Genomic DNA, 21,668 nt, shown 5'->3' on the forward strand with positions numbered 1-21,668 from the left:
TTCAACCTGCCGAAGCTTCGATACGATCTCTTCGGGCTTTTCTCGTTTCCCAGCCATCGCTGATCCTCCAATTTGCGGGACAATCTATCCCAGTTGGTGCACCACTTTCAGGGGGCTACTCCAAGCGCACCAAACTGCGACACACGTCAGATCAGCAGTAATTGGCCCGTCGAAGGCGTGACCGGGCTGCAGGCGCTTCTAGATGGGCGTACCGACCTCCTGGAAAGCGACGACAATCAAGCGCGTGTCCTGCCGCGATCACAGCCGCACCGATGTCTTCGCCGTGTGCGTAGCAAACACCTACCCATCGATCATGGGTACGCTCCCCGTTGAGATCGCATTCGACATTGCGTCATGAGAGATAGTGCACCATCCATCGCCGGGCATCGCGTCCTGCCTGTGTGCCGAGTTCGGGAGCGTCTACCTCGTTCAGGCGAACCGGAGTTCCTGATACTTCAACGGTATCCGCATCCCTGACTTGCACCTGCGCAAGTGCCGGACTTGCCAGAAGGATGAAGACGATGAAGGTGACGCATCTCATGTGAAGAGTTTTTCCGTCTTCGGTTCAGACCATTCACGTTCTACATAACCCCAACGCTTGATGGGAATGCTGTTCCGGCCCTTAGCAGACATTCACCGACCAGCTCGGATGCTGCGGTCGCAGTCCGCATTGCCGACATTCGCTGCTAGCGCAAAATTCAACGGTGGCCAAACTCACAGTCTGCGGGACGAAGTAAGCTTTCGCTGCGGCTGCGCCAATGGCTGCTTCATCACACTGCCAGTTACCTAGAAAGCCTGCCTTGAGAAACGCGCGCCCGTGCAATTTGTCGGGATCCTCGGTCACTCATGCGCCGCGTGTATTGCTTTGATCATGCGTGCGTTCTCCAACGCGATCACGCTTTGGGCCGCAAACATCTGCGCAAGTCGCGTGCTTTCGTCAGAAAAAGGGCGCACGGTCTGGCGGTAGATCGTGAAAGCACCAACCAAACGGTCACCAGCAAGCATAGGGATTGCAACAAAAGACCGCGCCCCTCCAAGATCGGCTGTGGCATAGCGCAAGGGGTCGTCCGTTTGGTAAATCGCCTCTGATTTGACGTCGATGATATTGATGACTTCACGCTGATTATTCATGCGGCCGAGACCCGTCTCAGAGCTGACCGCGAAGACACCTTGATCATCCAGCCACGCCTGAAATGGTTTTGGAATTCCAGCAGCGTGGTTGGCCAGAAACCTGCCATCCCGATGATACTCAAACAGGATGCCAAACTCTGCATCGCAAAGCTCAAGCGCATAGTTCAGGATCAACGGCATCACGGTGTCCAGATCACCCTGGGATGCACTGATAATTCGCAAGACTTCGCTGAGTGCTTTTTCGCGGCTTATGGCTTCTTCCAGGCTGAGCGCCAACTCGGAGACCACCGCGGCCATTTCGGACTGGCTGCGGGGCTCAGGGGCGTCGCCTTTCAGATAGGTCGCCAGTTCCAGCTTCGAGGAGACTTCAAGTTTGCGGTAGATCGTCGCCAGATGCGTCCGCACCGTGGACGGTGCAATACACAGCTTGTCGGCGATTGTCTGATAGGTCTCTCCACCCGCATAAGACTGCGCGATCTGCAATTCCCTTTGGCTGAGACCTGATTGTCCAGACACCTAAAACACTCCGAAAAGAACACCTTGTACTGAGTTTGGTAAGAACACGTGCAACAAGCAATCCACCAAATGCTTTAGTTTGAATACTGCACTGCTGATGCCGAATTTACAGCATCTGCACGATAGCTGGCGCCATGGGCATCGGGCAAAACTGCCACCAGCAGATCAACATGGAGGATATCACGATGACCCAATTTGAGACCGCAAAGGCATTTTTTGAGGCTTGCGAAACCGGCAAAGGGTGGGAAGGCTGCAAGCCTTTCTGCCACGAAGGGGCGCGTTTTTCCTGTCAGGCTGACGCACTGGCGGACACAGCGACACTTGCTGAATACGCTGAGTGGATGAAGGGTCTTCTGACGCCCATTCCGGATGGCCATTACAAGCTGACAGCTTTTGCGTCGGACGAGACGCGCGGTACCGTTGTTGCTTCCGCCGAATTTCACGGCAAGCAAACTGGAGAAGGCGGGCCAGTTGCGCCAACGGGCAAAGCTGTTGTTTCAGATTACGCCTATGTGATGCAGTTCGACGGCGACAAGATCAGTCACATGACCAAAATCTGGAACGACGTGCGCGCGCTGCGCGGACTGGGTTGGGCTTGATGTTGGAAACATGCCGGTCAACCCAGTCTGCCGCCGCGTACCACGTCTTTCACGTGTCAGACCTATCAGACCACAACCTGCGTGCGGCGCTCGATGATCTTTTGTTGGAGTACTATGGCGTCATTGTTCGCAAACTGGGCGAGGTTGGGATGGTTCACGGCTATACGCACCAGATACTGATGGGGTCGTTCTGGCCCGAGTTGCACAAAGTCTTGCCACCAAACGGTCAGTTAATCCTCGCACAGGATGCCGCGGGCCGTCTTGTCGGGTGCGGAACGCTGCACCGTGTGCGCCCGGACGCAGCCGAAGTGAAACGTCTGTATGTTCGGCCCGAGGCCGCGGGACATGGAATGGGCAGTGCGATTGTGCGCGAATGGATCAACGGCGCGCGCAGCATGGGGCTGGAAACACTTTTGGTCAACGTGATCAAAAGCAATCGCGACCCGATGGGGATATTTGAGCGCTTGGGTTTTCAAGCAATCGACCGATACCCGGAATGTGCTGACCCAATCGAAGCCGACCCCTATTTCATCTACATGAAGTACCATCTGTGATGACCCGTTGGCACATTCTCGCTCTGCTCTTTCTGGCGCGCACAGCATTGGGGTTTCAATTCCAGACACTTGCTTCGGTTGCAGACAATCTGGTTGTGGCCTTCGAGCTGGACTACGCAGGCATTGGCCTGCTTATCGGGCTTTTCATGGCGCCTGGTGTCTTGCTAGCGCTGCCCGCGGGGCTTTGGGGTCGTTACGTATCTGATCGCAACATGGTCGGCTTTGGGCTGATCGCGATGGCAGTCGGAGGTGTAATCTCGACTCTTGCCGCAGGGGGCTGGGGATTGGGTATGGGTCGCGTTGTTGCAGGTGTCGGATGCTTGTTTGCAATGATCTACTTCACCAAGATGATCGCTGACTGGTTCGAGGGCCGCGAGATCGCAACGGCCATGAGCATCCTTGTGATGAGCTGGCCGTTAGGGATCGCCATGGGCCAAGTTGGCCATGCTTGGTTGGCGCAAACGTACGCCTGGCAAGTCCCGTTTCAGGCGGCTTCGGCTTATTGCCTGATCGCGGCCCTTGGGGTTTTCTTGCTCTACCGTCCGCCACATGATCTGCCGGATGCCACGGGCGGCGCGCGGATTCCACTGACAGGGCAAGAATGGCGTTTGATGCTCTGTGCGGCAACGGCCTGGGGTGTCTTCAACGCAGCCTATGTTGCCTATCTTGCCTTCGCGCCAAAGGTTCTTGAGAGCCACGGCCAAACCGCCCTTGCCGCCGCTGGCATCATTAGTATCGGTAGTTGGATCATGATCCTTTCCGGTGCGGCCTGCGGGCAATTCGTGGACCGCTTTGGTCGGAGGAATACAGTCTTGGCCGTCTGCATGGGAGGGGCTATCGCGGCGCTCTTGCTGCTCGGGATGCCAGGCGCTGGCGTTGGCGCAAGCATTCTGTTTGGACTGATCGGAATGGCACCTGCCGGGGTCATCATGGCCATGGCAGGTCAAGCGATGCGGCCCCTTGTCAGAGCATTTGGCATGGGGATATTCTTTACCGTTTACTACGCGCTCATGTGGATCACGCCGCCGGTAGCAGGTGCGATCCTTGATGCAACGAGCAATCCGCATGGCCCATTGTGGCTGGCAATGATCCTCTTCGCGGCGGTGGTGCCGTTGGGCATCGCGTTCCAGTTCTTCAAAGATGCTCCCGCGACAGGGCAAGAAAGGAAAGTGTCACGATGAGTGTTCGGAAAACGGTTTTTACAAAGGAAATCATCACTGCTGATGAAATGGGACAGGCGAGCGATCCGATCACCCGCGTAGCGGCTTTGGCCGTTGTCAGAAATCCTTTCGCAGGTGTCCATCGAGACGACCTGTCGCCCCTTTTTGATATCGGTGCGCAGCTTGGCGAAGCGCTGACACAAGAGCTCTTGCACATGCTGGGAGCCCCCGCTGTCTGCTACGGCAAAGCCGCACTTGTCGGTTCTTCGGGCGCGATGGAACACGGAGCTGCGCTTTTGCATCCCGCACTGGGCAAACCGGTGCGCGCTGCCATCGGGGGCGGCAAATCCCTGATGCCATCCAACCACAAGGTTGCAGCATTGGGCGGATCGATTGATCTGCCTCTGGGCCACAAGGACGAGGCATGGTCATTTGATCACATCGATACGATGACGCTCTGGGTGCCTGACGCGCCCCGGGCAGACGAAATCGTACTGTGCATCGGACTGTCGGACGGAACGCGTGTGCATCCGCGCGTTGGAAAAGGCCCAAGAAGCCCCACTTGATCGCGCTACGTTTCTCAAAGCGGCCCTAAAACCCAGATGCAGCATCGGTGAGTCTGGGCTCTGAGCGGTCATTTTCCGCTGCGCGGTATTGCACCAAGAAACCGGTAAGGACGTCGTCACGAACGGCCAAGAGCGGACGTCCAGCTCACCGTCGCAATGCCGCGGTTGCGACCCGCACAGCAGTCCTTGATCGATGCCGCGGCATTTTAAGCCGTCCAGATGGCCGCAATGCGCAGGAGGCAGACGGCGTATCGAAGATCATGTGCAGACCCGCACGGGCTCGCAGGACGCGTTGCCGCCATTTGGCAGTGACTGTATTACCTTTCGTTTTAGCGAACCAAAGCGGAAGAACCCAAGTAAATTGCCTGATAATGTCCGAGAAACCATCATGAAGCGTCGACAGCTGCTGCGCTCTAAGAAGCAAGTCTGTGCAATTGGGTTGGGCTGCATGGGCTTTTCTGGTTTCTACGGACCCACGCATGAGACGGAGGCGCATAATACCTTGGCGGCGGCCCAAAGTCTGGGGATTGACCTGCTGGACACCGCAAATGTCTATGGGTTGCGCCTGTCCGAAGAGATCATCGGTCGGTACTTGAAACGCAATTCCTCGAATTTCACCGTTGCGACCAAAGCTGGCATTTGGAGAGATCGAGACCATGGAAACCGCGGATTTCGAAATGACTCGGAGTATTTGAGAACTGAGTTAGAGGGGTCGCTTCGCCGGCTTGGCATCGATTATGTCGATCTGTTTTATGTGCATCGTCGCGACCCAAGCATCGAGATCGAGGACGTCATGGGCACGCTGCTTGACCTCAAGGCTGAAGGGAAAATTGCCGGCATAGGCTTCTCGGAAATTGCGCCGGCGAGTCTGAGGCGTGCAGTGGCGGTCGGACCCGTGGACGCCGTGCAGAGCGAGTATTCGCTCTGGACCCGGCAGCCTGACCTGGGGCTCTTGCAAGCCTGTCGCGAATTAGGCGTTGCATTCATCGCGTATTCCCCGCTCGGTCGTGGTATGTTGGTGGACCGAACGCCAAACCCTGCGGAGTTTTCAGATCAGGACTTTCGGAAGGGTAATCCGCGTTTTTTGCGATCCAATTTCGAACGCAACCTGGCAAGGCTGGAGGGGTTCAAGACCTATGCGAGGGACCACGGTGTCAGTGTTACGGCCCTATCGCTTGCCTGGTGTCTGGCGCGCGGGAAACATGTCATCCCCATCCCGGGAACGCGGACGGCCGATCACTTGGCGGAATGCGCTGCTGGCGCGTCGATTGCGCTGAGTGAAGACATGATGACTGAGATCGAGGACATTCTCCCAGTAGGTTGGGCCCATGGTGATCGCTATTCCGAAACCCAGTGGAACGGCCCGGAACGGTATTGCTGATGCCCCCCGGGTGCGTCTGTTTCGCCTCAATCCGCGCCGCGCACCGGGATAGTGGTCATGGGCGCGGGTTTCACTACGCGCTGGATGAAGAACACCCCCGCCGCGATACCGATTCCGATGAGGTCCGTGGTCCAACCGCCAGCGATGAGCAGGAGGGCGGCGGCGATGAGTGCCACGCGCAGGAACCAGACGGAGCGTCCGCCCATGAACCAGCCCTGGATGCCCGAGGTCAGCAGGAAGATTCCGATGATTGCCGTGATGCCCGCGCGGACGATATTGTACCAGGCGGGCGCTTGGTGGACCATCTCGCCCGCCACTTCAATCGCCGGGCCCTGCATCAGCAGGTTGCCGTTGTAGAAAAACATGAAGGGTACGATGAAGGCGGCGATGCCGATCTTGAACGACGCCACCGAGGTCTCCATCGGGTTTGCGCCGGAGATGCCTGCCGCAGCATAGGAGGCGAGCGCCACGGGCGGGGTGATCGCGGAGACGACGGCGAAGTAGAAGACGAAGAAATGCGCCGTCAGTTGCGGAATGCCAAGCGACACCAGGCCCGGCGCCACCACGGATGCGGCCACCGCGTAGGCCGCCGTGGTGGGCATGCCCATGCCAAGAAGGATCGCGATGCACATGGCGAAGAAGAGCGCCAGGAGTTGGCTGACGCCCGCCAGGTCCAGCAGCACGGCCGAGAAGCGCGCGCCGACGCCCGTTAGGGAGATTACGCCAACAATGATACCGGCACAGGCACAGACAGCGATGATCTGGATCGACATGACACCGGCGATTTCCAATCCGCGCAGCATGCCCTTTAGCCCCAAGCCAATGGTGCTGTCGGGCTTCATCATCTCGGTGATCGAGATATAGGCGAATGCGGCGACGATGATCAGGCCGGTGATGGTCGCCAGCGACGTCATCAGGGCGCTTTGGTCGGCGCCGGGCTCAGGCGTCGGTGAGGCGATCCAGACCAATGACAGCGCAACGGTCATCGCGGTGATGGCCAGCACGAACAGCCGCTGGATCGACCAGCCCCCGCGCTGGATGAAATGCTCGGGCGTGGCCCAAGACACGACGACGGCGGCGATGGTGGCCAGGGTTCCTGCTCGGATCACGGAATAGCCCATGAACAAAGCGAAGATCAGGATGATGATGGGCAGGAACAGGAAGACCTTCTTGGCCATTTCCTTGAACTTCGGCAGCTCATCCTCGCGCATGCCGCGCATGCCCAGTTTGGCGGCCTCGAAATCCACCATGAAGTAGATGGAGGCGAAGTAGAGCACGGCGGGGATCAGCGCCGCGATGGCGATGTCCTGATAGGGAATGCCGGTGATCTCGGCCATGATGAAGGCGCCCGCACCCATGATCGGCGGCATGATCTGACCGCCGGTGGAGGCGGCCGCTTCCACGGCGCCGGCAGTCTTCTTGTGGTAGCCGACCTTCTTCATCAGTGGGATTGTCAGGGACCCGGTGGCCACGACGTTGCCCGCAGAAGTGCCGTTGATCATGCCCATCAGGCCAGAGGCAAAGATCGCCACCTTGGCGGGGCCACCGCGCGCACGCCCGGCGGCGGCGAAGGCGAAGTTGACGAAGTAATCGCCGACTTTGGAGGCCTGAAGGAAGGCCGCGAAGATGATGAACAGGATGATGTAGGTCGAGGACACAGCCGTGGTTGGCCCGAGGATGCCTGCGTCGGTATAGACAAAGCCGAAGAAGCGCTGCCAGTCATAGGGGTTTTGAACCGCCAGAAGGCCCGGCAGCAGGTGCGCCGTGAAGGTATAGGCCAGAAAAACGCCGGTGATGATCACCAGCGCCAGGCCCGCGACGCGGCGGGTGAGCTCCAGGATCATTGCGGCGCCTGCGGTGGCGGCGAAGGCCACGCCGATGGGCACGAAGGAGGTGCCGACAGAGTTGCGCGCCGCGGTGGAGTAGATCGGGATCAGATACAGCGCCACGACGAGGGCGCAGAGCGCCAGCACGATGTCGGAGGCGGCGAAGGAGCCGCGGCCCTGACGCTCGAACCAGCCGAGGACGATGGCGCCGCCGGTGGCGATCAGCAGGGGCAGGCCGAAGGAATAGACCTCGGCGTTGTAGATGTCGGTGCCGGGGAAGGACGCCCAGGTGGTCAGGCCGCCCATGACGGGCAGCTCGCCGCCGTTGATCTGGCCGATGAAGCCCAGGACGGTGAAACCGGCATAGAGCGCGGGCAGGGCGAAGAGGGCGGCGATGAGCGACACGGCCTTGGTGGAGCGGTCGTTGCTGGCGTCTGCGTGGAACGTATGGGCCGAGAACAGCATGAACCCAAGCGCCAGTGCGCCTGCGATGTGGACGACGCGGAAGTTCCAGGTCTCCATCGGGAATTGCGGCAGGAACGGCAGGTCAATCCCGGTCATGGAGGACAGGGACAGGCCGTTGAGCGCGGCCATGTGGAAGCCGGCATAGAGTACTGACAGAAGCGCCACGAAGAGGAACTTGTTCCCCTCAAACAGGCGGCGGTTGGTTTCGATCGGCTCTTCGTCCACGCCTTCGGCGATGACGGGGCCCGTGGTTTGATCTCCGAGCTTGGCTGATCGGTCGGTCATTGGGGGGGTCCTTCGGTCGGGCGTCGAATGGTCGCTGACGTAAACAGGGAAATTTAGGACGAAAGCGCCTGCGCCAATGGAATTAGCGCAGGCTTCTGTCTTGTGGATTGGCTCCTTGCTCTAGGAACCAGTGGCGAGCTTAGCCACCATAGATCATGTCAGCCGCGATCTCTGCGTCTGCATTTTCAGTGAACCAGCGGGCCGCACCGGGGTGCCACATCATCACTTGGTTGCGATCCCAGAACTCAGGCAACGTCGACCGCGCTGCACCGTGCGCCGTGACCATCCGCTCATTGTCGGACATCACCGCGTCAACAAGGCCATAGATGAACGTTTCGGGCAGATCACACCCTGCAATGGCAAAGTTCCACATGGAGACCGAACGCACAGGGGCATCAATCGTCGTGTAGGCGTCTGCTGCGATGTCAAAGTTGGCAACAGGGAAGGCGCTGCTGATCGTCGCCTGCTCTTCTTCCGTAAACGCGATGATGTTGATCTCAGTCTGCACTTCCAATTGGCTCACCGCTGGAACTGGGACACCGGCGGCAAATGCAATAACGTCCAGTAAGCCGTCCTGCAATTGCGCTCCCAGATCGTTCCAACCGCCGTTGCGGCGCTCGAATTCGACGCCCAGTTCTTCCATCATGCGCGGAAAGTAGGTGTCCGAGGTAGATCCGGCAGGGCCAAAGCCGATGCGCGCGCCTGCGGGAATGTCCGCAACAGAGGTGATGCCGGATGACACCAGGGTAGTGACCGAGAATGGCGTCTGGTACATCGGGAACATTGCGCAAGCGCCGGTCATTTGCAGGCCGGGGGCGATGGGGTTGTTGCCGGCGATCGATTCAGCGGCGGGGCCCATCGTGGTCATGCCGAAGGCAAGCTCGCCCGTGTGAACCAGTGCCATGTTCTGCATCGGCCCGCCGGTGACTTCAGCGCCGCCGGACACCCCAAGCTCTTCCGACACGATGTTGGCCCATCCGGTGCCATAGCCAAAATACGTGCCGCCCTGCGAACCGGTGCCGACGGTAAAGCTTTCGGGCCAACCCGTGCGGTCCACATGGCCATCGGCCAGTGCAATGTTGGCGGATACAAGAGTGGTCGCGGCGACAGCCGCGATCTTGGCAATCTTAGTCATTTGTCTTCCTCCCAGAAGCGTTGCGCGTATGCGTTCGTACGACAAGCAGTTCGCCCTTCGTCAGGCAGCGCCGAGATAGAAGCTACAGACAGATTTCGGTTTCGCTCAAGCATCAACGCGCCAATCTTGGGCGATCGTGTTTATATAATCAATTGCAACAAATGAACCTGTTCGAAGCTATGCCGTCTTCAAAAGGCGGCTTTCCTCGGTATTCAAAATATCCAAAAACACATCGCGAGCCTCGTTGCGGGTATCTTTCAGCCAAACCAGCGAGAGCGCCAATTCGGATAGCGTGCGCTCTTGTGGAATCTGCAGGGACGCGAAGGTCACGCCTTCAATGGCAAATCGAGAGGTCCATTTTGGGACGATTGCAAATCCGACGCCAGAGCTCACGAGGCTGACAATCGTCTGTTTTTCCTCCGCAATCTGAGCAACTCTGGCGCTCAATCCGGCCTCAAGAAATAGCTTCATGGTCAAGTCATGGCTATGCGGGCGCGAGGTGCGGTCAGGTATGATCAGCGGCTCGTCTGCCATATCATGGACGCTCAACGTGTCGCGTGCGGCCAACGGATGACCCGATGGGATCGCAACGACCGCTGTTTCATGAAACATTGGCTGGAAGATAAGGCGCTGGTCGCGAAGCTCGGGCGGGCGCACGATCGCAATATCAAGGCGCCCAGATAGGACGCGGGGCAAAAGGCGGAGGGTCTTCTGTTCGAAGATTTCAATCTCGGTCTCGGGCAGCTGGTCTTTCAGCAGTGGGACCAGCTGCGGCAACAATCCGGCGGCTGCACTATCGATGGCACCAATTCGCAGAATGTTTCGTTGAGATTGCAGGGCATCCCGGAAGTTTTCCTCTAGCTCTTCGGCGCGAGCCACCACATCGCGCGCGCCCTCAACAAAGTCGCGCCCCGTATCCGTCAAGGACACATGGCGCGTCGTCCGCACCAGCAGCCGACTGCCGAGGCTTTCTTCCAACAGCTTAATATGGCGCCCGAAAGAGGCGGGCAGCATATCCATCTGCTGCGCCGCGCGTCCGAAATGGAGCGTGTCAGCCACCGCGATCAGACACCTAAGCTGGTGCAACTCCATCTCACTCTCCTGTGTCTATGTCGAAATACTATATAGTAATTTGAGCGTTGCAGGAAGGATGGGTCGATGCCCATAAGGCTTCAACGACAATTCAAGGGATCGAACCATGAGAACCCATAAGATCGCAGCAATCCCCGCAGATGGCATTGGACCGGAAGTAATTGATGCGGGCACGACTGTGCTTGCAGCGCTGGCTGAGCGGATGGGGGATGTATCGTTTGATTTCACAACGTTCGATTGGGGTTCAGATTATTACAAGCAGCACGGCGTGATGATGCCTGAGGACGGGCTGGAGCAGCTAAAGTCGTTCGACGCCATTTATTTTGGGGCAGTAGGGGCCGCGGATGTCCCCGATCACATCACCCTTTGGGGCCTGCGCCTCCCAATCTGCCAAGGCTTTGACCAATACGCCAACGTGCGGCCCACCAAGATCATGCCGGGGGTCGCCTCTCCGCTCCGGAATGCGGAGGTGGGCGATCTGGATTGGGTTATTGTGCGTGAAAACTCGGAGGGTGAGTATTCTGGCCACGGTGGACGGGCCCACAAAGGATTGCCCGAGGAAGTCGCGACGGAAGTGGCGATCTTCACGCGTGTGGGCGTCACGCGGATCATGCGCTACGCTTTCAAGCTGGCGCAATCGCGCCCGCGCAAACTATTGACCGTGGTGACGAAATCCAATGCGCAGCGCTTTGGCATGGTTATGTGGGACGAGATCGCAGCCGAGGTGGCAAAAGAATTTCCGGATGTGACTTGGGACAAGATGTTGGTTGACGCAATGACAGTTCGCATGACCCTGAACCCCAAAAGCATCGATACGGTCGTGGCCACGAACCTGCATGCGGATATTCTATCGGACCTTGCGGGCGCGCTGGCAGGAAGCCTTGGCGTCGCTCCCACCGGAAACATTGACCCGGAAGGGCGCTACCCTTCCATGTTCGAACCAATCCACGGCTCTGCGTTCGATATTGCGGGCAAAGGTATCGCGAACCCCGTGGCAACCTTCTGGACGGCCGTGCAGATGTTGGAACACTTGGGTGAGGCGAAAGCAGCTGAACGCTTAATGTCCGCCGTCCAGCGTGTGTGTGCGGAAGGCATCGTAACGCCTGACATCGGTGGCACCGCCACGACCAAGCAGGTAACCGAGGCCGTAATGCAGGCGATCCACGGCTCCAACGTGTTGCAAGCTTAGGCCAGCGACCAAGCCCATCTGCAAGGCCACGGGACATTCCATTTCGCTTGGCGTGACATGGCGTGCCTAGCCCGGATCAGCGATAGCAGCGGACCTGCAAAACCAACGGTGAAGCCCGACGGGCCGCTGGCGGCAATTGCTACCGCTTTTCTCGTAAAAAACAGCGCCGCTGCAACGTCCGCGTTTTCCTTCTAACAGATGCATGATGCACCCGCAGCGAAGGTCTGGTTCCCGCCCTAAGTGACAGTTTCTTAGCCCCTGCAGCATTTCTTCGCGCGCCGCAGCCACGGCACAGCGCCGATTGGCCGCCCTGCCCTCTCACAGCCCGGCCCATTGAGCGCACGCTCTCCCGCCTCCCCCCAGCTACACCTCTTTCGGCAAAAGCGCGCTGGCCCTTTCGACAATCCCGCGGTTCGTCTCAATCAAATTGTCTAGACTAGACGCAAGGGTCTCGTCAGATTCTTCGTCACGCATCTGCTGGAAGTAATCCACCTCGTCCTGAGCCTCATCCCTCAGCTGCCGGATGCGCTCATAGGTGGCATGTTGCTCCTTTGTGATGGGCCCCTCGATCCGCACTTCTCCGCGGAGCGGATCAAGGACAATGTGGTCGGGGTGGGGTAGCGGCGCTTCAAGATCGGTGATGCCGAGGCGCTCGCGCCGACGGAGCTCATCATCCCAATTGGCCTTATACTCGAGAACTGTGTCTAGCCATTCGTCATGGAGCAACTTCCGCGACGTTTCGGTATCTGCCAGCAATTGTGCGAAGAGCCGCTGCGACCGGGTGTTGCCCTTGGCAGCGTTCACGGCGATCGCCCGCATCACGGCCTGCGCCACCGGGATCTGAACATTGTGATCGCCCTCGCGCATCGCCACCGTCCGGTAAGCTTCATCCAGAATGATGTCCTTCAGGCGCTCCTCGTGCAGCCCCGGGCGCTTGTTCTTTGCGCCCTTCGGTCGCCCCCGCGGGTTGCCCGACTGGCCGGGCTTGAACCGTGTGTCTTTCGGCGGCTTGCCGTATCCAACGTCATAGTCTAACCCGTCTGTCTTTGACGGCAGTGTTAGCTTTCGTCCTGTCATTCCGCCGCCTCCAGCATACATGCAGTCACCGGCGGCGCCCATCCACAAACAATCTGCTCGGCCTCGTCCTTGGCATAGACCTCCCACCGAGCAAGGATCCGATCGCAGTAGATCGTATCCAGTTCACACAGATAGCCGCGCCGCCCTGTCTTCTCGGCCGCGATCAGCGTCGATCCGGATCCCCCGAACAGATCGAGCACGATGTCACCTCGGCCCGACACATCCCGGATTGCATCCGCAATCATCTGCACGGGCTTCACGGTCGGGTGCAGTTCCAGCTCCTCCATCCGACCCGCCCGCATCGTGTTCACTCCGCGGTATTGCCAGACGTTGGTCCGGTACCGCCCATGCTGGCCCAACTCGAAGGTGTTGATGTGGGGCGCTTCGCCCTTCTTGAACACAAAGATCAATTCATGACGCGAGCGATAGAACGTCCCCATGCCGCCGTTGTCCTTGGCCCAGACAATCAGGTTCTTCATCTCATCATAGACTGCTCCGCCCGCTGCCAGCATTTCAGACATGTGGCGCCAGTCCATGCAGAGGAAGTGGATCGAGCCGTCCATACTGTGATCGGCGAGATTGCCGAAGGCCGTTAGCAGGAACGCGGTGAACTGCGCTGAGCTCATTTCACCCGAGGCCATGGCAAACTCCCGGTGCTGCACCTTGCCGGAGTTGCCCACGTGACCGTCGATCGGCACGTTGTAGGGCGGATCCGAGAACACCATGCGTGCCAGCTCACCCGCCATAAGGCTGCCGACCACCTCCGGGTCCAGCGCATCGCCACAGGCCAACCGGTGACGCCCCAACTGCCACACATCGCCAAGCCGAACCCGGGCCGGTGCCTGGCTCGGAGCACCATCCTCCTCCGGATCCCCCTCCTCTTTCGGCGCCACCGCCTCCATAAGCCCGTCGATCTCAGGGATTGAGAAGCCGGTCACATCCAGATCAAAATCGAGATCTGCCGACATCAACGCGCCAAGTTCTGCCGCCAACAGATCGTCATCCCAACCCGCATTCAGCGCCAGCTTGTTGTCCGCCAGCACATAGGCGCGTTTCTCATCCGCGGACATGTGATCAAGACGCAGGCACGGAACATCCGCCAGCCCAAGTTGCTTCGCCGCCTCAACCCGGCCATGACCGGCCAAAATCGTCCGGGCCTCATCAATGAGCACAGGGTTGGTGAACCCAAACGTTTCGATGCTCTGAGCGATCTGGCGCACCTGCTTCTTCGAATGGGTCCGCGCATTGCGAGCCCACGGCGTAAGATCACCAATCGCGATCTGCTCAATTTTCTGCGGGGCCATTGCGGCTCTCCTATCTAACTGCTCGATGGAATCATTCCGTCGGCCTCTATCGTATGATGTATCTTACGGCTGGCATTGCGTCAACTATGCGCCTATACCGTCGTCAGGCACATCATACGGGGAGGGACCGATGAGCATAGAAGAGCGGCTATTCAGCCTACGGCAGAAGTCTGGCGAGTCCTTGCAGGACGTGGCTGACAAGGTTGGCGTGTCAAAGGCCCACGTCTGGGAGTTGGAGAAGGGGCGCAGCCGCAACCCGTCCTTTGAGCTCGTCCGCAAACTCGCCGCGCACTACGGCGTCAGCATCGATGTGTTGACCGGCGATGCGGAGGAACCAGGCGCAGGCGACCTTCAGATTGAGCGCGTGCACCGCGGCTTGGACGAGTTGTCGGTGCGAGATCGCGAGATTGTCGAACAGATGATCGAAGCGATGAAGCGCAAGTCATCGGAGGCGACCTGATCTCGCTCCCTCTTGATCGGATCGACCTGGCCGACGTCCACCACCCCGTTATGCTCGCGCGCAAGCTGCACGTAATGCTTGGTCGGATAGACGCAGCAGTTCCTGTTGTGGAGATCGCTTCCGCCCTGGACATCGCTGACGTTCGGATGGATCGTTTCGATGGATTTGAAGGCATGCTTCTCACGGATCAGGTCCGCAGCACCGGGGCGATCCTAGCCAATACATCCAAAGGCTATCGACGAGCTCGGTTCACCGTGGCCCATGAGTTGGGACACTTCCTCATGGAGCGGCACGAGCTAACGAGCGATGGTGGATTCACATGCCGTGCGCAGGATATGCGGGAGACACGGGACGGCCGTCAGCATGTTCGTCAGGAAAGTCAGGCCAATCAATTCGCCGCGGAGTTGTTGGCCCCAACCTATCTGGTGACACCCCTGCTCTCACCCGAACCCGATCTTCGCGATGCACAGCGGATGCGTGATCACCTAGACATCTCTTTGGAAGTCTGTGTCAGGCGCATGATCGGAGGTCGCGACGAGGTTCTGGCCGCCGTTTGGTCCTTTAAAGGTGAGGTCAGGTACTTGGTGAAAGGAAGTGGGTTTCCCTACGTGACCGTAAGCCGTGGCGATCGCCTTCCACCCATCTCTGCCGCCTATCGCGCTGTGCAAAACGCCCAACCGGGATTTACAGAGTTCGCAGAAGCTCATCCGTTGTCTTGGACCAGTCGCACAGACGTGGATCTCTACGAGCAGACCCGAATGAGCAACAACGGGCACGCCGTGACGCTCCTCTGGGCCGATATTCCGGACGACGACGATGATCCGGATCGACCAGAGCTGAGCGTACCAACATTCCGATAAGTCCCGCCGGATACACTCCTTTTGCGGCTTCATCCGGCAGGCACGTCGGCTCTATTCCTGAGACCGGCAAAATCCTGACTGGACTGTGCCCGCAATCCACGCATGACTGCCTACACGCCCGGCCACCCGGGCGCTCCTCGGTACGACGGACGGCACCCCGCCGCCCCGCACTCAAGGAGCAAACGATGGCCCGTAAACCCAAACAACCCCAAACCAAGATCGCCAAGGTGCAAGCCCTCCTGCGGCGCCAAAAAGGGGCAAGCCTCGACGCCATCTGCAAAGCCACCGGATGGCAGCCGCACTCAGCCCGCGCGGCGTTGAGCGGATTGCGCAAAACCGGCCTCACAATCGAACGCTCCAACCTCGATGGCAAACGCAACTCGGTCTATCGGATCACCGCAACGTCGGAGGCGGCATCTTGAGGCTCACCGATCTCGAGACCGCAGAGCGTTCGGCCTTGATCGAAGCATGGGGGCGCGTATTCGCAACGCCAGTTCCAAAAGGCCTCAGCAAATCCCTCATGCGTCGGTTCCTCGCAACGGAGTTACAGACCAAAGCAAGCGGCGGATTATCAGCTTCAGTCAAACGAGCGCTCGCACAACCGCCGGACCAGCGCGCACCTGTCGCACATAACGCGCTCCAACCGGGCGGTCGCCTGTTGCGAGAATGGAACGGCATCACACATGTGGTTGATGTGACCGGCGACGGGTTTCTATGGCAGGGGCAATCCTATCGCTCGCTTTCCGCCATCGCCCGACACATCACCGGCGCCCATTGGTCAGGACCCCGCTTCTTTGGGCTCACTAGGACCAAGCGATGACACAGCCACGTATCCGCTGCGCTATTTACACCCGCAAATCCTCCGAGGAAGGGTTGGATCAGGACTTCAACTCGCTCGATGTGCAGCACGAGGCCTGCGCTGCCTACGTCGCCAGCCAGCGCCATGAGGGATGGAGGTTGCTCCCCGCGCGCTACGATGATGGCGGGCTGTCCGGTGGCACGCTGGAACGCCCGGCCCTTCAGCGGCTCATGACGGACATCGGCGCCGGACGCATCGACATGATCGTCGTCTACAAGATCGATCGCCTCACACGGTCTTTGGCCGACTTCGCCAAACTGGTCGAGCGCCTGGAGGCAGCAAAGTGTTCCTTCGTCTCCGTCACGCAGGCCTTTAATACATCCTCGTCGATGGGTCGCCTGACGCTCAACGTTCTCCTTTCCTTTGCGCAATTCGAACGCGAGGTCACTGCCGAGAGGATCCGCGACAAGATCGCCGCTTCAAAGAAGAAGGGCCTCTGGATGGGAGGCGTGGCGCCCATTGGATATGCTTCTCACCCCGATCCAACCCGCCGCGAGCTCGTCGTCAATGAAGCCGAGGCCAACACTGTCCGGCACATCTTCAAGCTCTATCGCGAACACCGATGCCTCAACGCTGTCGCAGCAGCAGCCGAGGCAGAGGGTCTGAGATCAAAACGGCATCATTTCCGATCGGGCCGCGTTCAAGGCGGCACTAGGTTCAGCCGCGGCCAGATCCATAAACTGCTTACCAATCCAGTTTACATTGGGAAGATCCGGCACAAAGACGCGGTCTACCCCGGCCTGCATGCCGCGATCCTTGATCAAGCCATCTGGGATGACGTGCAGCACCTGTTGCAGGAAGCCAGTGCCAAACGCCGGGGTGCCGAAGCTGGTGTGGTGCCGGAGAGTGTCGCCCCCCTCAAAGGCAAAGTCCGCGATGAGACCGGCGATCTGCTAACCCCAAGCCACACGCGGCGCGGCGGGAAGGTCCGACGGTATTACGTCTCCAACCGGTTGATCTCCGGCGGCGTCGATCCGACGGGCTGGCGCTTGCCTGCCAAAGGTCTTGAGGATGAGATTACCAGCCTAGTCGCCGGCCACTTATTGGATCACACGCAGCGCCATGACGTTCTCACCGTGGCAGATGCTGCGACGTCAACAAAAGCTTCGAAGGCGATTGAGGCGCTTGCCCAAAGCATCAAAGCGGATGGTGCAGGAGCAACAGCAGCCTTAATCACCAGCGCAAACCTGCAGGCCGGACAGATCACGATCGACCTGGATCTATCAGCGATTGCAAGCCATGCGGCCCTATCCCCAGCAGATCTGACACCCAGCCTGTCTCGATTGACATCAGCATTCACCGCCAAACGCCGTGGCATTGAGACCCGGATTATCGCCGGTGCGCGCCAGCCCGCACCCGATAACACTCTCGTCCGCGCCCTGCGTCATGCGCATCTCTGGGCCGATCAACTCAAGACCGGCACACCAATGGTGCAGATCGCGGAAGAGGCAAAAGTTTCCGCACGATACGTTGCGAAGCTGGTGCCGCTCACCGGATTGTCGCCTCGCATCCAGAGTGCGATCATCGCTGGCAGCCAACCCATCGACATGACACTCGAGTCTCTTGTGCGCCGCCCGCCGCCCCTCGACTGGGCCGAACAGCATCGCCGCTTTGGCATCGCCGGCTGAGCTGGCTTCCCTGTTTATTAGAATTTCTTTCCCTGCATCGCCCCTGTTCCGCTCCTGTTATCGCGGGGAGAATTCCCTGTTATTGTGCGTAGGGAATTGGTGCGCAAACAACTGAATTTGCGGGGCTATTCTGGATGAAAACCTACGGATTCTCCCGAAAACGATCGAACTTCCCTGAAAATTCCCTGTTATTCGAAACAGCCCACAAAAGCGCACCGGCGTTTTACGGCCACTGAGACGCTTAGCAATATCGGCGGGGATGGCAGGCCACGGTGCGTCTACGGCTCAGGATCACCCCAGCAACCCACGGAAATTGCGGAGCAATCTAACGCAAATAGGAACTGGGGAAATGAGACCGGGGTCAGTGGCGGAGGAGGTGGGATTCGAACCCACGGTACGCTTTCACGCACGCCGGTTTTCAAGACCGGTGCATTCGACCACTCTGCCACTCCTCCGGCGGGTCTGTGCCATGGCGATACTGTGACATCTGTGATTCTGAAACCCGCACCGCAACAGCGGAATTCACAAGCCACCTTTTCAGACGCGAATCACTGCGCTATCGTGCGTCCATACAGGTGCGTTTCGAAAAATCGGGACGCGGGCCGGCAACGACCGGACACAACGGAAAAACCACAAAAACACCGCGCAGATCTCGCGTGGGACCAGAGCAGAGATGAGCAGTATGACACAAAATCGCCCCACGCCCCGCGTCCGTCTCGCGCTTGCGCTTGTGCCGCTAATGGCCCTGTCCGCCTGCATGGGCGAGGACGGCGAATTCTTCAATTCCCGCAATGCCGAGGCCGATGGACCGGCTCCGATCGGCGCCACCCGCCTGGTGGAACGCGACGTTGAAGCGCCTGAAATATTTGAGGAAACCGCAGAAGGTCTGTGGGATGGACGCCCCTCTCTCGGGGGGGTTTGGGTCGCGCATCCCGATGTTGGTGACCCCGAACGCGTGATCATCCGCAACGATGAGAATGGCCGTTTCGTGATCGGTGCCCTGTTCCGTCGCGAACGTGACAATCCCGGGCCTGATCTGCAGATCTCGTCTGACGCCGCCGCAGCCCTCGGGGTTCTGGCCGGCGACCCGACCGTGCTCAACGTCACGGCGCTGCGCCGTGAAGAAGTTGCTGAAACGGCCGATGCCGCACCGGACGCAAGTGCGCCGGGCTCTGCGGCAGACGAAGCACTCCTCTCCGACGAGCAGGTCGCGGCCTCCGCAGCCGCCGCTGCAATCACCGCAACCCCGCTGGATGGCGCAAGCGACATTGCCACCACAGCCGCCGCTGCCATCGACGCCGCCGCGCCCACACCGGAGGCCGATCCCGCCCCCGAGGCTGCTCCCGTGGCCGCGCGCACCCCCGCGCCCACTGGCGATCTTGAGCGCGCCTATGTCCAGATCGGCATCTTCTCTGTGCAAGAAAACGCCACCAACACCGGGCAGGCCTTGCGCAATGCGGGGCTAGAGCCCACAATCTATGACCAGTCGAGCAACGGTGGCCAGTTCTGGCGCGTTGTCGTTGGCCCCGCTCAAAGCGAAGCCAACCGCGATGCGATCCTTGCAAGTGTCCGGGATCTCGGCTTTGACGATGCTTATTTCGTAAGTCGATAGGACACCATGCACAGCGCATTTCTGATCAGACCCGCCGCGACCCTCCTCGCGGCGGTTTTGTTTTTGCTCACCGCCCTGACCCACGCCATGGCGCAAGGCTATGACACACAGGCGCGCGCCGCGTGGGTCTATGACCATTCCTCCGCTCAGGTGTTGATGGAGCTCGATGCCGACACCGCCCTGCCGCCGGCCTCCATGTCGAAGCTGATGACGCTTTTGATGACGTTTGAGGCCCTGCGCGATGGCCGGCTGACGTTGGAAACCCGTGTCCCCGTCTCCGAACACGCCATGAGCTTCGGCGGCTCCACGATGTTCCTCAACACCCAAGACCGCCCCACCATCGAAGAGCTGATCCGTGGCGTTGTCATCGTGTCGGGCAACGATGCCTCCGTCGTGCTTGGCGAAGCGCTCAGCCCCGATGGCACCGAAGACGGCTTCGCCGAATTGATGACGCAGCGCGCACGGCAGTTGGGCATGATGAATTCCACCTTCCGCAATGCCTCCGGCTGGCCCGCCGATGGCCACCGGATGTCGATGCGCGACCTTGGCATCCTCGCCGTCCGCCTGATCGAGGAATTCCCGGAATATTACGGCTATTTTGTCGAAACCGAGTTCGATTACGAAAACCGCTCGCCCGCCAACCGCTTCAATCGCAACCCGCTTTTGGGGTTGGGCATCGGCGCCGACGGCCTGAAAACCGGCCACACCCAAGAGGCAGGCTTTGGCCTTGTCGGCTCCGCGATGCAAGGCGACCGGCGCGTCACCTTTGTGATCACCGGCCTGCCCTCGGCCGAGGCACGCGCCACCGAATCCGAGCGCCTCGTGACCTGGGCCTTCCGCCAATTCGTGATGCGCGATCTGGTGGAACCGGGCGTTGAGCTGGCTCGCGCGCCCGTCTTCATGGGGGCCGACACCAGCGTCGGCCTTGCCCCCGCCGAAGGCTTGGAAATGCTCGTCCCCGCGCTGCTTGACCCCGAAATTTCGGCCAGCGTCACCTATACCAGCCCGCTGCCCGCCCCCGTCACCGAAGGCGCCGTGGTGGGCGAATTGCACATCGTGCAAGGCGTTCTGGGGGTCGAGGCCCGCGTGCCGCTTGTGGCCATGGCCGACGTGCCGCGCGGCGGGCCGATGGTGCGCCTTGGGGCCGCTTGGGCCGATGTTCTGGGCATGGTGGGCCTTGGCGGCACCGACGAAGCCCCCCTCATCGAAGCCGCCGCCGACTGACCCCGCGCCGCGTCTTGCCCTGTTCTGCGCGGCGTGCCATCCCTTGCGCTCACCATTGCCGAGCAAGGACAATCCGACGCGATGCCTGACCCCAAGGGCCTATTCATCAGTTTCGAGGGCATCGACGGCTCCGGCAAGTCCACGCAGGCCCGCAGGCTCGCCGATTGGCTGCGTGCGCAGGACCGCGATCCGGTCCTGACCCGCGAGCCGGGCGGCGCGCCGGGGGCCGAGGAAATCCGCAGACTGCTGGTCGAGGGCGCGCCCGAACGCTGGAGCCCCGAGACCGAAATCCTGCTATTCACTGCCGCGCGCCGCGATCATCTGGAACGCACGATCCGCCCCGCCCTGGAGGCCGGGCGCGATGTCGTCACCGATCGTTTCGCCGACAGCACGCGCGTTTATCAAGGCGCCACGCGTGGCGATTTGCGCGCGCTGGTGGATCGCATCCACGCCGATGCCATCGCGGTCGAACCCGACTTGACGTTGGTGCTTGATATGGACCCCGAAGTGGCGCTTGACCGTGGCCTTGCGCGCCAAAGCGGCGAGGATCGGTTCGAGGAATTCGGCCTGCCGTTCCAACAAAAGCTGCGCGCGGGGTTTCTGGCCCTGATTGACGACCATCCCGACCGGTGTGTGTTGATCGACGCGACCTCTGATCCCGACACCATCGCCGCGCGCATCACGCAAGCCGTCGCCAAGCGTCTGCCCTAGACCATTTTCGCCTGCCCCCGGCGCGCGCGCGTGC

At 60.0% G+C, this 21,668-nt stretch carries 20 protein-coding genes and 1 tRNA gene; 14 read left to right on the forward strand and 7 right to left on the reverse strand.

What is annotated here, in order from left to right; genetic code table 11:
* Nucleotides 1-840: 840 nt before the first annotated feature.
* Nucleotides 841-1,647 (reverse strand): LuxR C-terminal-related transcriptional regulator, encoded by an 807-nt coding sequence (locus V8J83_RS17065; protein WP_339987699.1) that lies wholly within the window; start codon nt 1,645-1,647, stop codon nt 841-843.
* 134 nt (nt 1,648-1,781) lie between these two features.
* Between V8J83_RS17065 and V8J83_RS17070 the strand changes: the two genes are divergently transcribed.
* The 5 genes from V8J83_RS17070 (at nt 1,782) to V8J83_RS17090 (ending at nt 5,907) form a co-directional block, all read left to right on the forward strand.
* The gene (locus tag V8J83_RS17070) at nt 1,782-2,246 is read left to right on the forward strand and encodes an ester cyclase (RefSeq protein WP_439649799.1); all 465 of its coding nucleotides are present in this window, start codon (nt 1,782-1,784) and stop codon (nt 2,244-2,246) included.
* A gap of 53 nt (nt 2,247-2,299) precedes the next feature.
* On the forward strand, nt 2,300-2,800 hold the full coding sequence (locus V8J83_RS17075; protein WP_339987700.1) for a GNAT family N-acetyltransferase: 501 nt from the start codon (nt 2,300-2,302) through the stop codon (nt 2,798-2,800).
* On the forward strand, nt 2,800-3,981 hold the full coding sequence (locus tag V8J83_RS17080) for an MFS transporter (protein WP_339987701.1): 1,182 nt from the start codon (nt 2,800-2,802) through the stop codon (nt 3,979-3,981). Before V8J83_RS17075 ends, V8J83_RS17080 begins: the two co-directional genes overlap by 1 nt.
* The gene (locus V8J83_RS17085; protein ID WP_339987702.1) at nt 3,978-4,526 is read left to right on the forward strand and encodes an amino acid synthesis family protein; all 549 of its coding nucleotides are present in this window, start codon (nt 3,978-3,980) and stop codon (nt 4,524-4,526) included. The genes V8J83_RS17080 and V8J83_RS17085 overlap by 4 nt, the downstream gene beginning before the upstream one ends.
* Nucleotides 4,527-4,788: 262 nt before the next feature.
* Nucleotides 4,789-5,907, forward strand: a complete 1,119-nt coding sequence (locus tag V8J83_RS17090; RefSeq protein WP_339987703.1) for an aldo/keto reductase — start codon at nt 4,789-4,791, stop codon at nt 5,905-5,907.
* A gap of 26 nt (nt 5,908-5,933) precedes the next feature.
* Here the strand turns inward: V8J83_RS17090 and V8J83_RS17095 are convergent, their stop codons facing one another.
* From V8J83_RS17095 to V8J83_RS17105, 3 genes are all read right to left on the reverse strand, one after another.
* Nucleotides 5,934-8,483 carry a TRAP transporter permease gene (locus V8J83_RS17095; RefSeq protein ID WP_339987704.1) on the reverse strand — a complete coding sequence of 850 codons (2,550 nt, stop codon included), beginning with the start codon at nt 8,481-8,483 and terminating at the stop codon, nt 5,934-5,936.
* Between the two features lie 139 nt (nt 8,484-8,622).
* The gene (locus V8J83_RS17100; RefSeq protein ID WP_339987705.1) at nt 8,623-9,618 is read right to left on the reverse strand and encodes a TAXI family TRAP transporter solute-binding subunit; all 996 of its coding nucleotides are present in this window, start codon (nt 9,616-9,618) and stop codon (nt 8,623-8,625) included.
* 177 nt (nt 9,619-9,795) lie between these two features.
* Nucleotides 9,796-10,710 (reverse strand): LysR family transcriptional regulator, encoded by a 915-nt coding sequence (locus tag V8J83_RS17105; protein ID WP_339987706.1) that lies wholly within the window; start codon nt 10,708-10,710, stop codon nt 9,796-9,798.
* A 106-nt stretch (nt 10,711-10,816) separates the two neighbouring features.
* Between V8J83_RS17105 and V8J83_RS17110 the strand changes: the two genes are divergently transcribed.
* Entirely contained in the window at nt 10,817-11,899 is a 1,083-nt protein-coding gene (locus V8J83_RS17110; protein WP_339987707.1) for a tartrate dehydrogenase, read from the forward strand.
* Between the two features lie 363 nt (nt 11,900-12,262).
* Here the strand turns inward: V8J83_RS17110 and V8J83_RS17115 are convergent, their stop codons facing one another.
* Together V8J83_RS17115 and V8J83_RS17120 are read right to left on the reverse strand one after the other, a co-directional pair.
* A complete protein-coding gene (locus V8J83_RS17115) occupies nt 12,263-12,976 on the reverse strand; it encodes a DUF5681 domain-containing protein (RefSeq protein WP_339987708.1) in 714 nt (237 codons plus the stop codon).
* On the reverse strand, nt 12,973-14,280 hold the full coding sequence (locus V8J83_RS17120; RefSeq protein WP_339987709.1) for a site-specific DNA-methyltransferase: 1,308 nt from the start codon (nt 14,278-14,280) through the stop codon (nt 12,973-12,975). Before V8J83_RS17120 ends, V8J83_RS17115 begins: the two co-directional genes overlap by 4 nt.
* A gap of 130 nt (nt 14,281-14,410) precedes the next feature.
* On the opposite strand from V8J83_RS17120, the gene V8J83_RS17125 reads away from it, so the two are divergent.
* From V8J83_RS17125 to V8J83_RS17145, 5 genes are all read left to right on the forward strand, one after another.
* On the forward strand, nt 14,411-14,740 hold the full coding sequence (locus tag V8J83_RS17125) for a helix-turn-helix domain-containing protein (RefSeq protein ID WP_339987710.1): 330 nt from the start codon (nt 14,411-14,413) through the stop codon (nt 14,738-14,740).
* Nucleotides 14,741-14,886: 146 nt separating this feature from the next.
* The gene (locus V8J83_RS17130; RefSeq protein ID WP_339987711.1) at nt 14,887-15,600 is read left to right on the forward strand and encodes an ImmA/IrrE family metallo-endopeptidase; all 714 of its coding nucleotides are present in this window, start codon (nt 14,887-14,889) and stop codon (nt 15,598-15,600) included.
* 185 nt (nt 15,601-15,785) lie between these two features.
* Nucleotides 15,786-16,022, forward strand: coding sequence for a DUF3489 domain-containing protein (locus V8J83_RS17135; protein WP_339987712.1), 237 nt, complete (start codon nt 15,786-15,788; stop codon nt 16,020-16,022).
* Nucleotides 16,019-16,420, forward strand: a complete 402-nt coding sequence (locus V8J83_RS17140) for a DUF2924 domain-containing protein (protein WP_339987713.1) — start codon at nt 16,019-16,021, stop codon at nt 16,418-16,420. Before V8J83_RS17135 ends, V8J83_RS17140 begins: the two co-directional genes overlap by 4 nt.
* Nucleotides 16,417-18,087, forward strand: coding sequence for a recombinase family protein (locus V8J83_RS17145; protein WP_339987714.1), 1,671 nt, complete (start codon nt 16,417-16,419; stop codon nt 18,085-18,087). Before V8J83_RS17140 ends, V8J83_RS17145 begins: the two co-directional genes overlap by 4 nt.
* A 365-nt stretch (nt 18,088-18,452) precedes the next feature.
* Here V8J83_RS17145 and V8J83_RS17150 read toward each other — a convergent pair.
* Nucleotides 18,453-18,542: transfer RNA gene (locus tag V8J83_RS17150), tRNA-Ser, on the reverse strand.
* A 218-nt stretch (nt 18,543-18,760) separates the two neighbouring features.
* Between V8J83_RS17150 and V8J83_RS17155 the strand changes: the two genes are divergently transcribed.
* The 3 genes from V8J83_RS17155 (at nt 18,761) to tmk (ending at nt 21,634) form a co-directional block, all read left to right on the forward strand.
* Nucleotides 18,761-19,699 (forward strand): SPOR domain-containing protein, encoded by a 939-nt coding sequence (locus V8J83_RS17155; RefSeq protein ID WP_339987715.1) that lies wholly within the window; start codon nt 18,761-18,763, stop codon nt 19,697-19,699.
* A 6-nt stretch (nt 19,700-19,705) separates the two neighbouring features.
* A complete protein-coding gene (locus V8J83_RS17160) occupies nt 19,706-20,923 on the forward strand; it encodes a D-alanyl-D-alanine carboxypeptidase family protein (protein WP_339987716.1) in 1,218 nt (405 codons plus the stop codon).
* Nucleotides 20,924-21,004: 81 nt separating this feature from the next.
* On the forward strand, nt 21,005-21,634 hold the full coding sequence (gene tmk, locus V8J83_RS17165; RefSeq protein ID WP_339988029.1) for a dTMP kinase: 630 nt from the start codon (nt 21,005-21,007) through the stop codon (nt 21,632-21,634).
* The last annotated feature ends 34 nt before the right edge of the window (nt 21,635-21,668 follow it).

The sequence above is a fragment of the Gymnodinialimonas ulvae genome (genome assembly GCF_037543845.1).
Taxonomy (GTDB): domain Bacteria; phylum Pseudomonadota; class Alphaproteobacteria; order Rhodobacterales; family Rhodobacteraceae; genus Gymnodinialimonas; species Gymnodinialimonas ulvae.

Coding starts and splice junctions, on each gene's coding strand:
- V8J83_RS17120 (WP_339987709.1), bottom strand. CDS start 14,280: ATGGCCCCGCAGAAAATTGAGCAGATCGCGATTGGTGATCTTACGCCG.
- V8J83_RS17125 (WP_339987710.1), top strand. CDS start 14,411: ATGAGCATAGAAGAGCGGCTATTCAGCCTACGGCAGAAGTCTGGCGAG.
- V8J83_RS17145 (WP_339987714.1), top strand. CDS start 16,417: ATGACACAGCCACGTATCCGCTGCGCTATTTACACCCGCAAATCCTCC.
- V8J83_RS17105 (WP_339987706.1), bottom strand. CDS start 10,710: ATGGAGTTGCACCAGCTTAGGTGTCTGATCGCGGTGGCTGACACGCTC.
- V8J83_RS17085 (WP_339987702.1), top strand. CDS start 3,978: ATGAGTGTTCGGAAAACGGTTTTTACAAAGGAAATCATCACTGCTGAT.
- V8J83_RS17160 (WP_339987716.1), top strand. CDS start 19,706: ATGCACAGCGCATTTCTGATCAGACCCGCCGCGACCCTCCTCGCGGCG.
- tmk (WP_339988029.1), top strand. CDS start 21,005: ATGCCTGACCCCAAGGGCCTATTCATCAGTTTCGAGGGCATCGACGGC.
- V8J83_RS17115 (WP_339987708.1), bottom strand. CDS start 12,976: ATGACAGGACGAAAGCTAACACTGCCGTCAAAGACAGACGGGTTAGAC.
- V8J83_RS17095 (WP_339987704.1), bottom strand. CDS start 8,483: ATGACCGACCGATCAGCCAAGCTCGGAGATCAAACCACGGGCCCCGTC.
- V8J83_RS17135 (WP_339987712.1), top strand. CDS start 15,786: ATGGCCCGTAAACCCAAACAACCCCAAACCAAGATCGCCAAGGTGCAA.
- V8J83_RS17130 (WP_339987711.1), top strand. CDS start 14,887: ATGGATCGTTTCGATGGATTTGAAGGCATGCTTCTCACGGATCAGGTC.
- V8J83_RS17070 (WP_439649799.1), top strand. CDS start 1,782: ATGGGCATCGGGCAAAACTGCCACCAGCAGATCAACATGGAGGATATC.
- V8J83_RS17080 (WP_339987701.1), top strand. CDS start 2,800: ATGACCCGTTGGCACATTCTCGCTCTGCTCTTTCTGGCGCGCACAGCA.
- V8J83_RS17110 (WP_339987707.1), top strand. CDS start 10,817: ATGAGAACCCATAAGATCGCAGCAATCCCCGCAGATGGCATTGGACCG.
- V8J83_RS17100 (WP_339987705.1), bottom strand. CDS start 9,618: ATGACTAAGATTGCCAAGATCGCGGCTGTCGCCGCGACCACTCTTGTA.
- V8J83_RS17155 (WP_339987715.1), top strand. CDS start 18,761: ATGAGCAGTATGACACAAAATCGCCCCACGCCCCGCGTCCGTCTCGCG.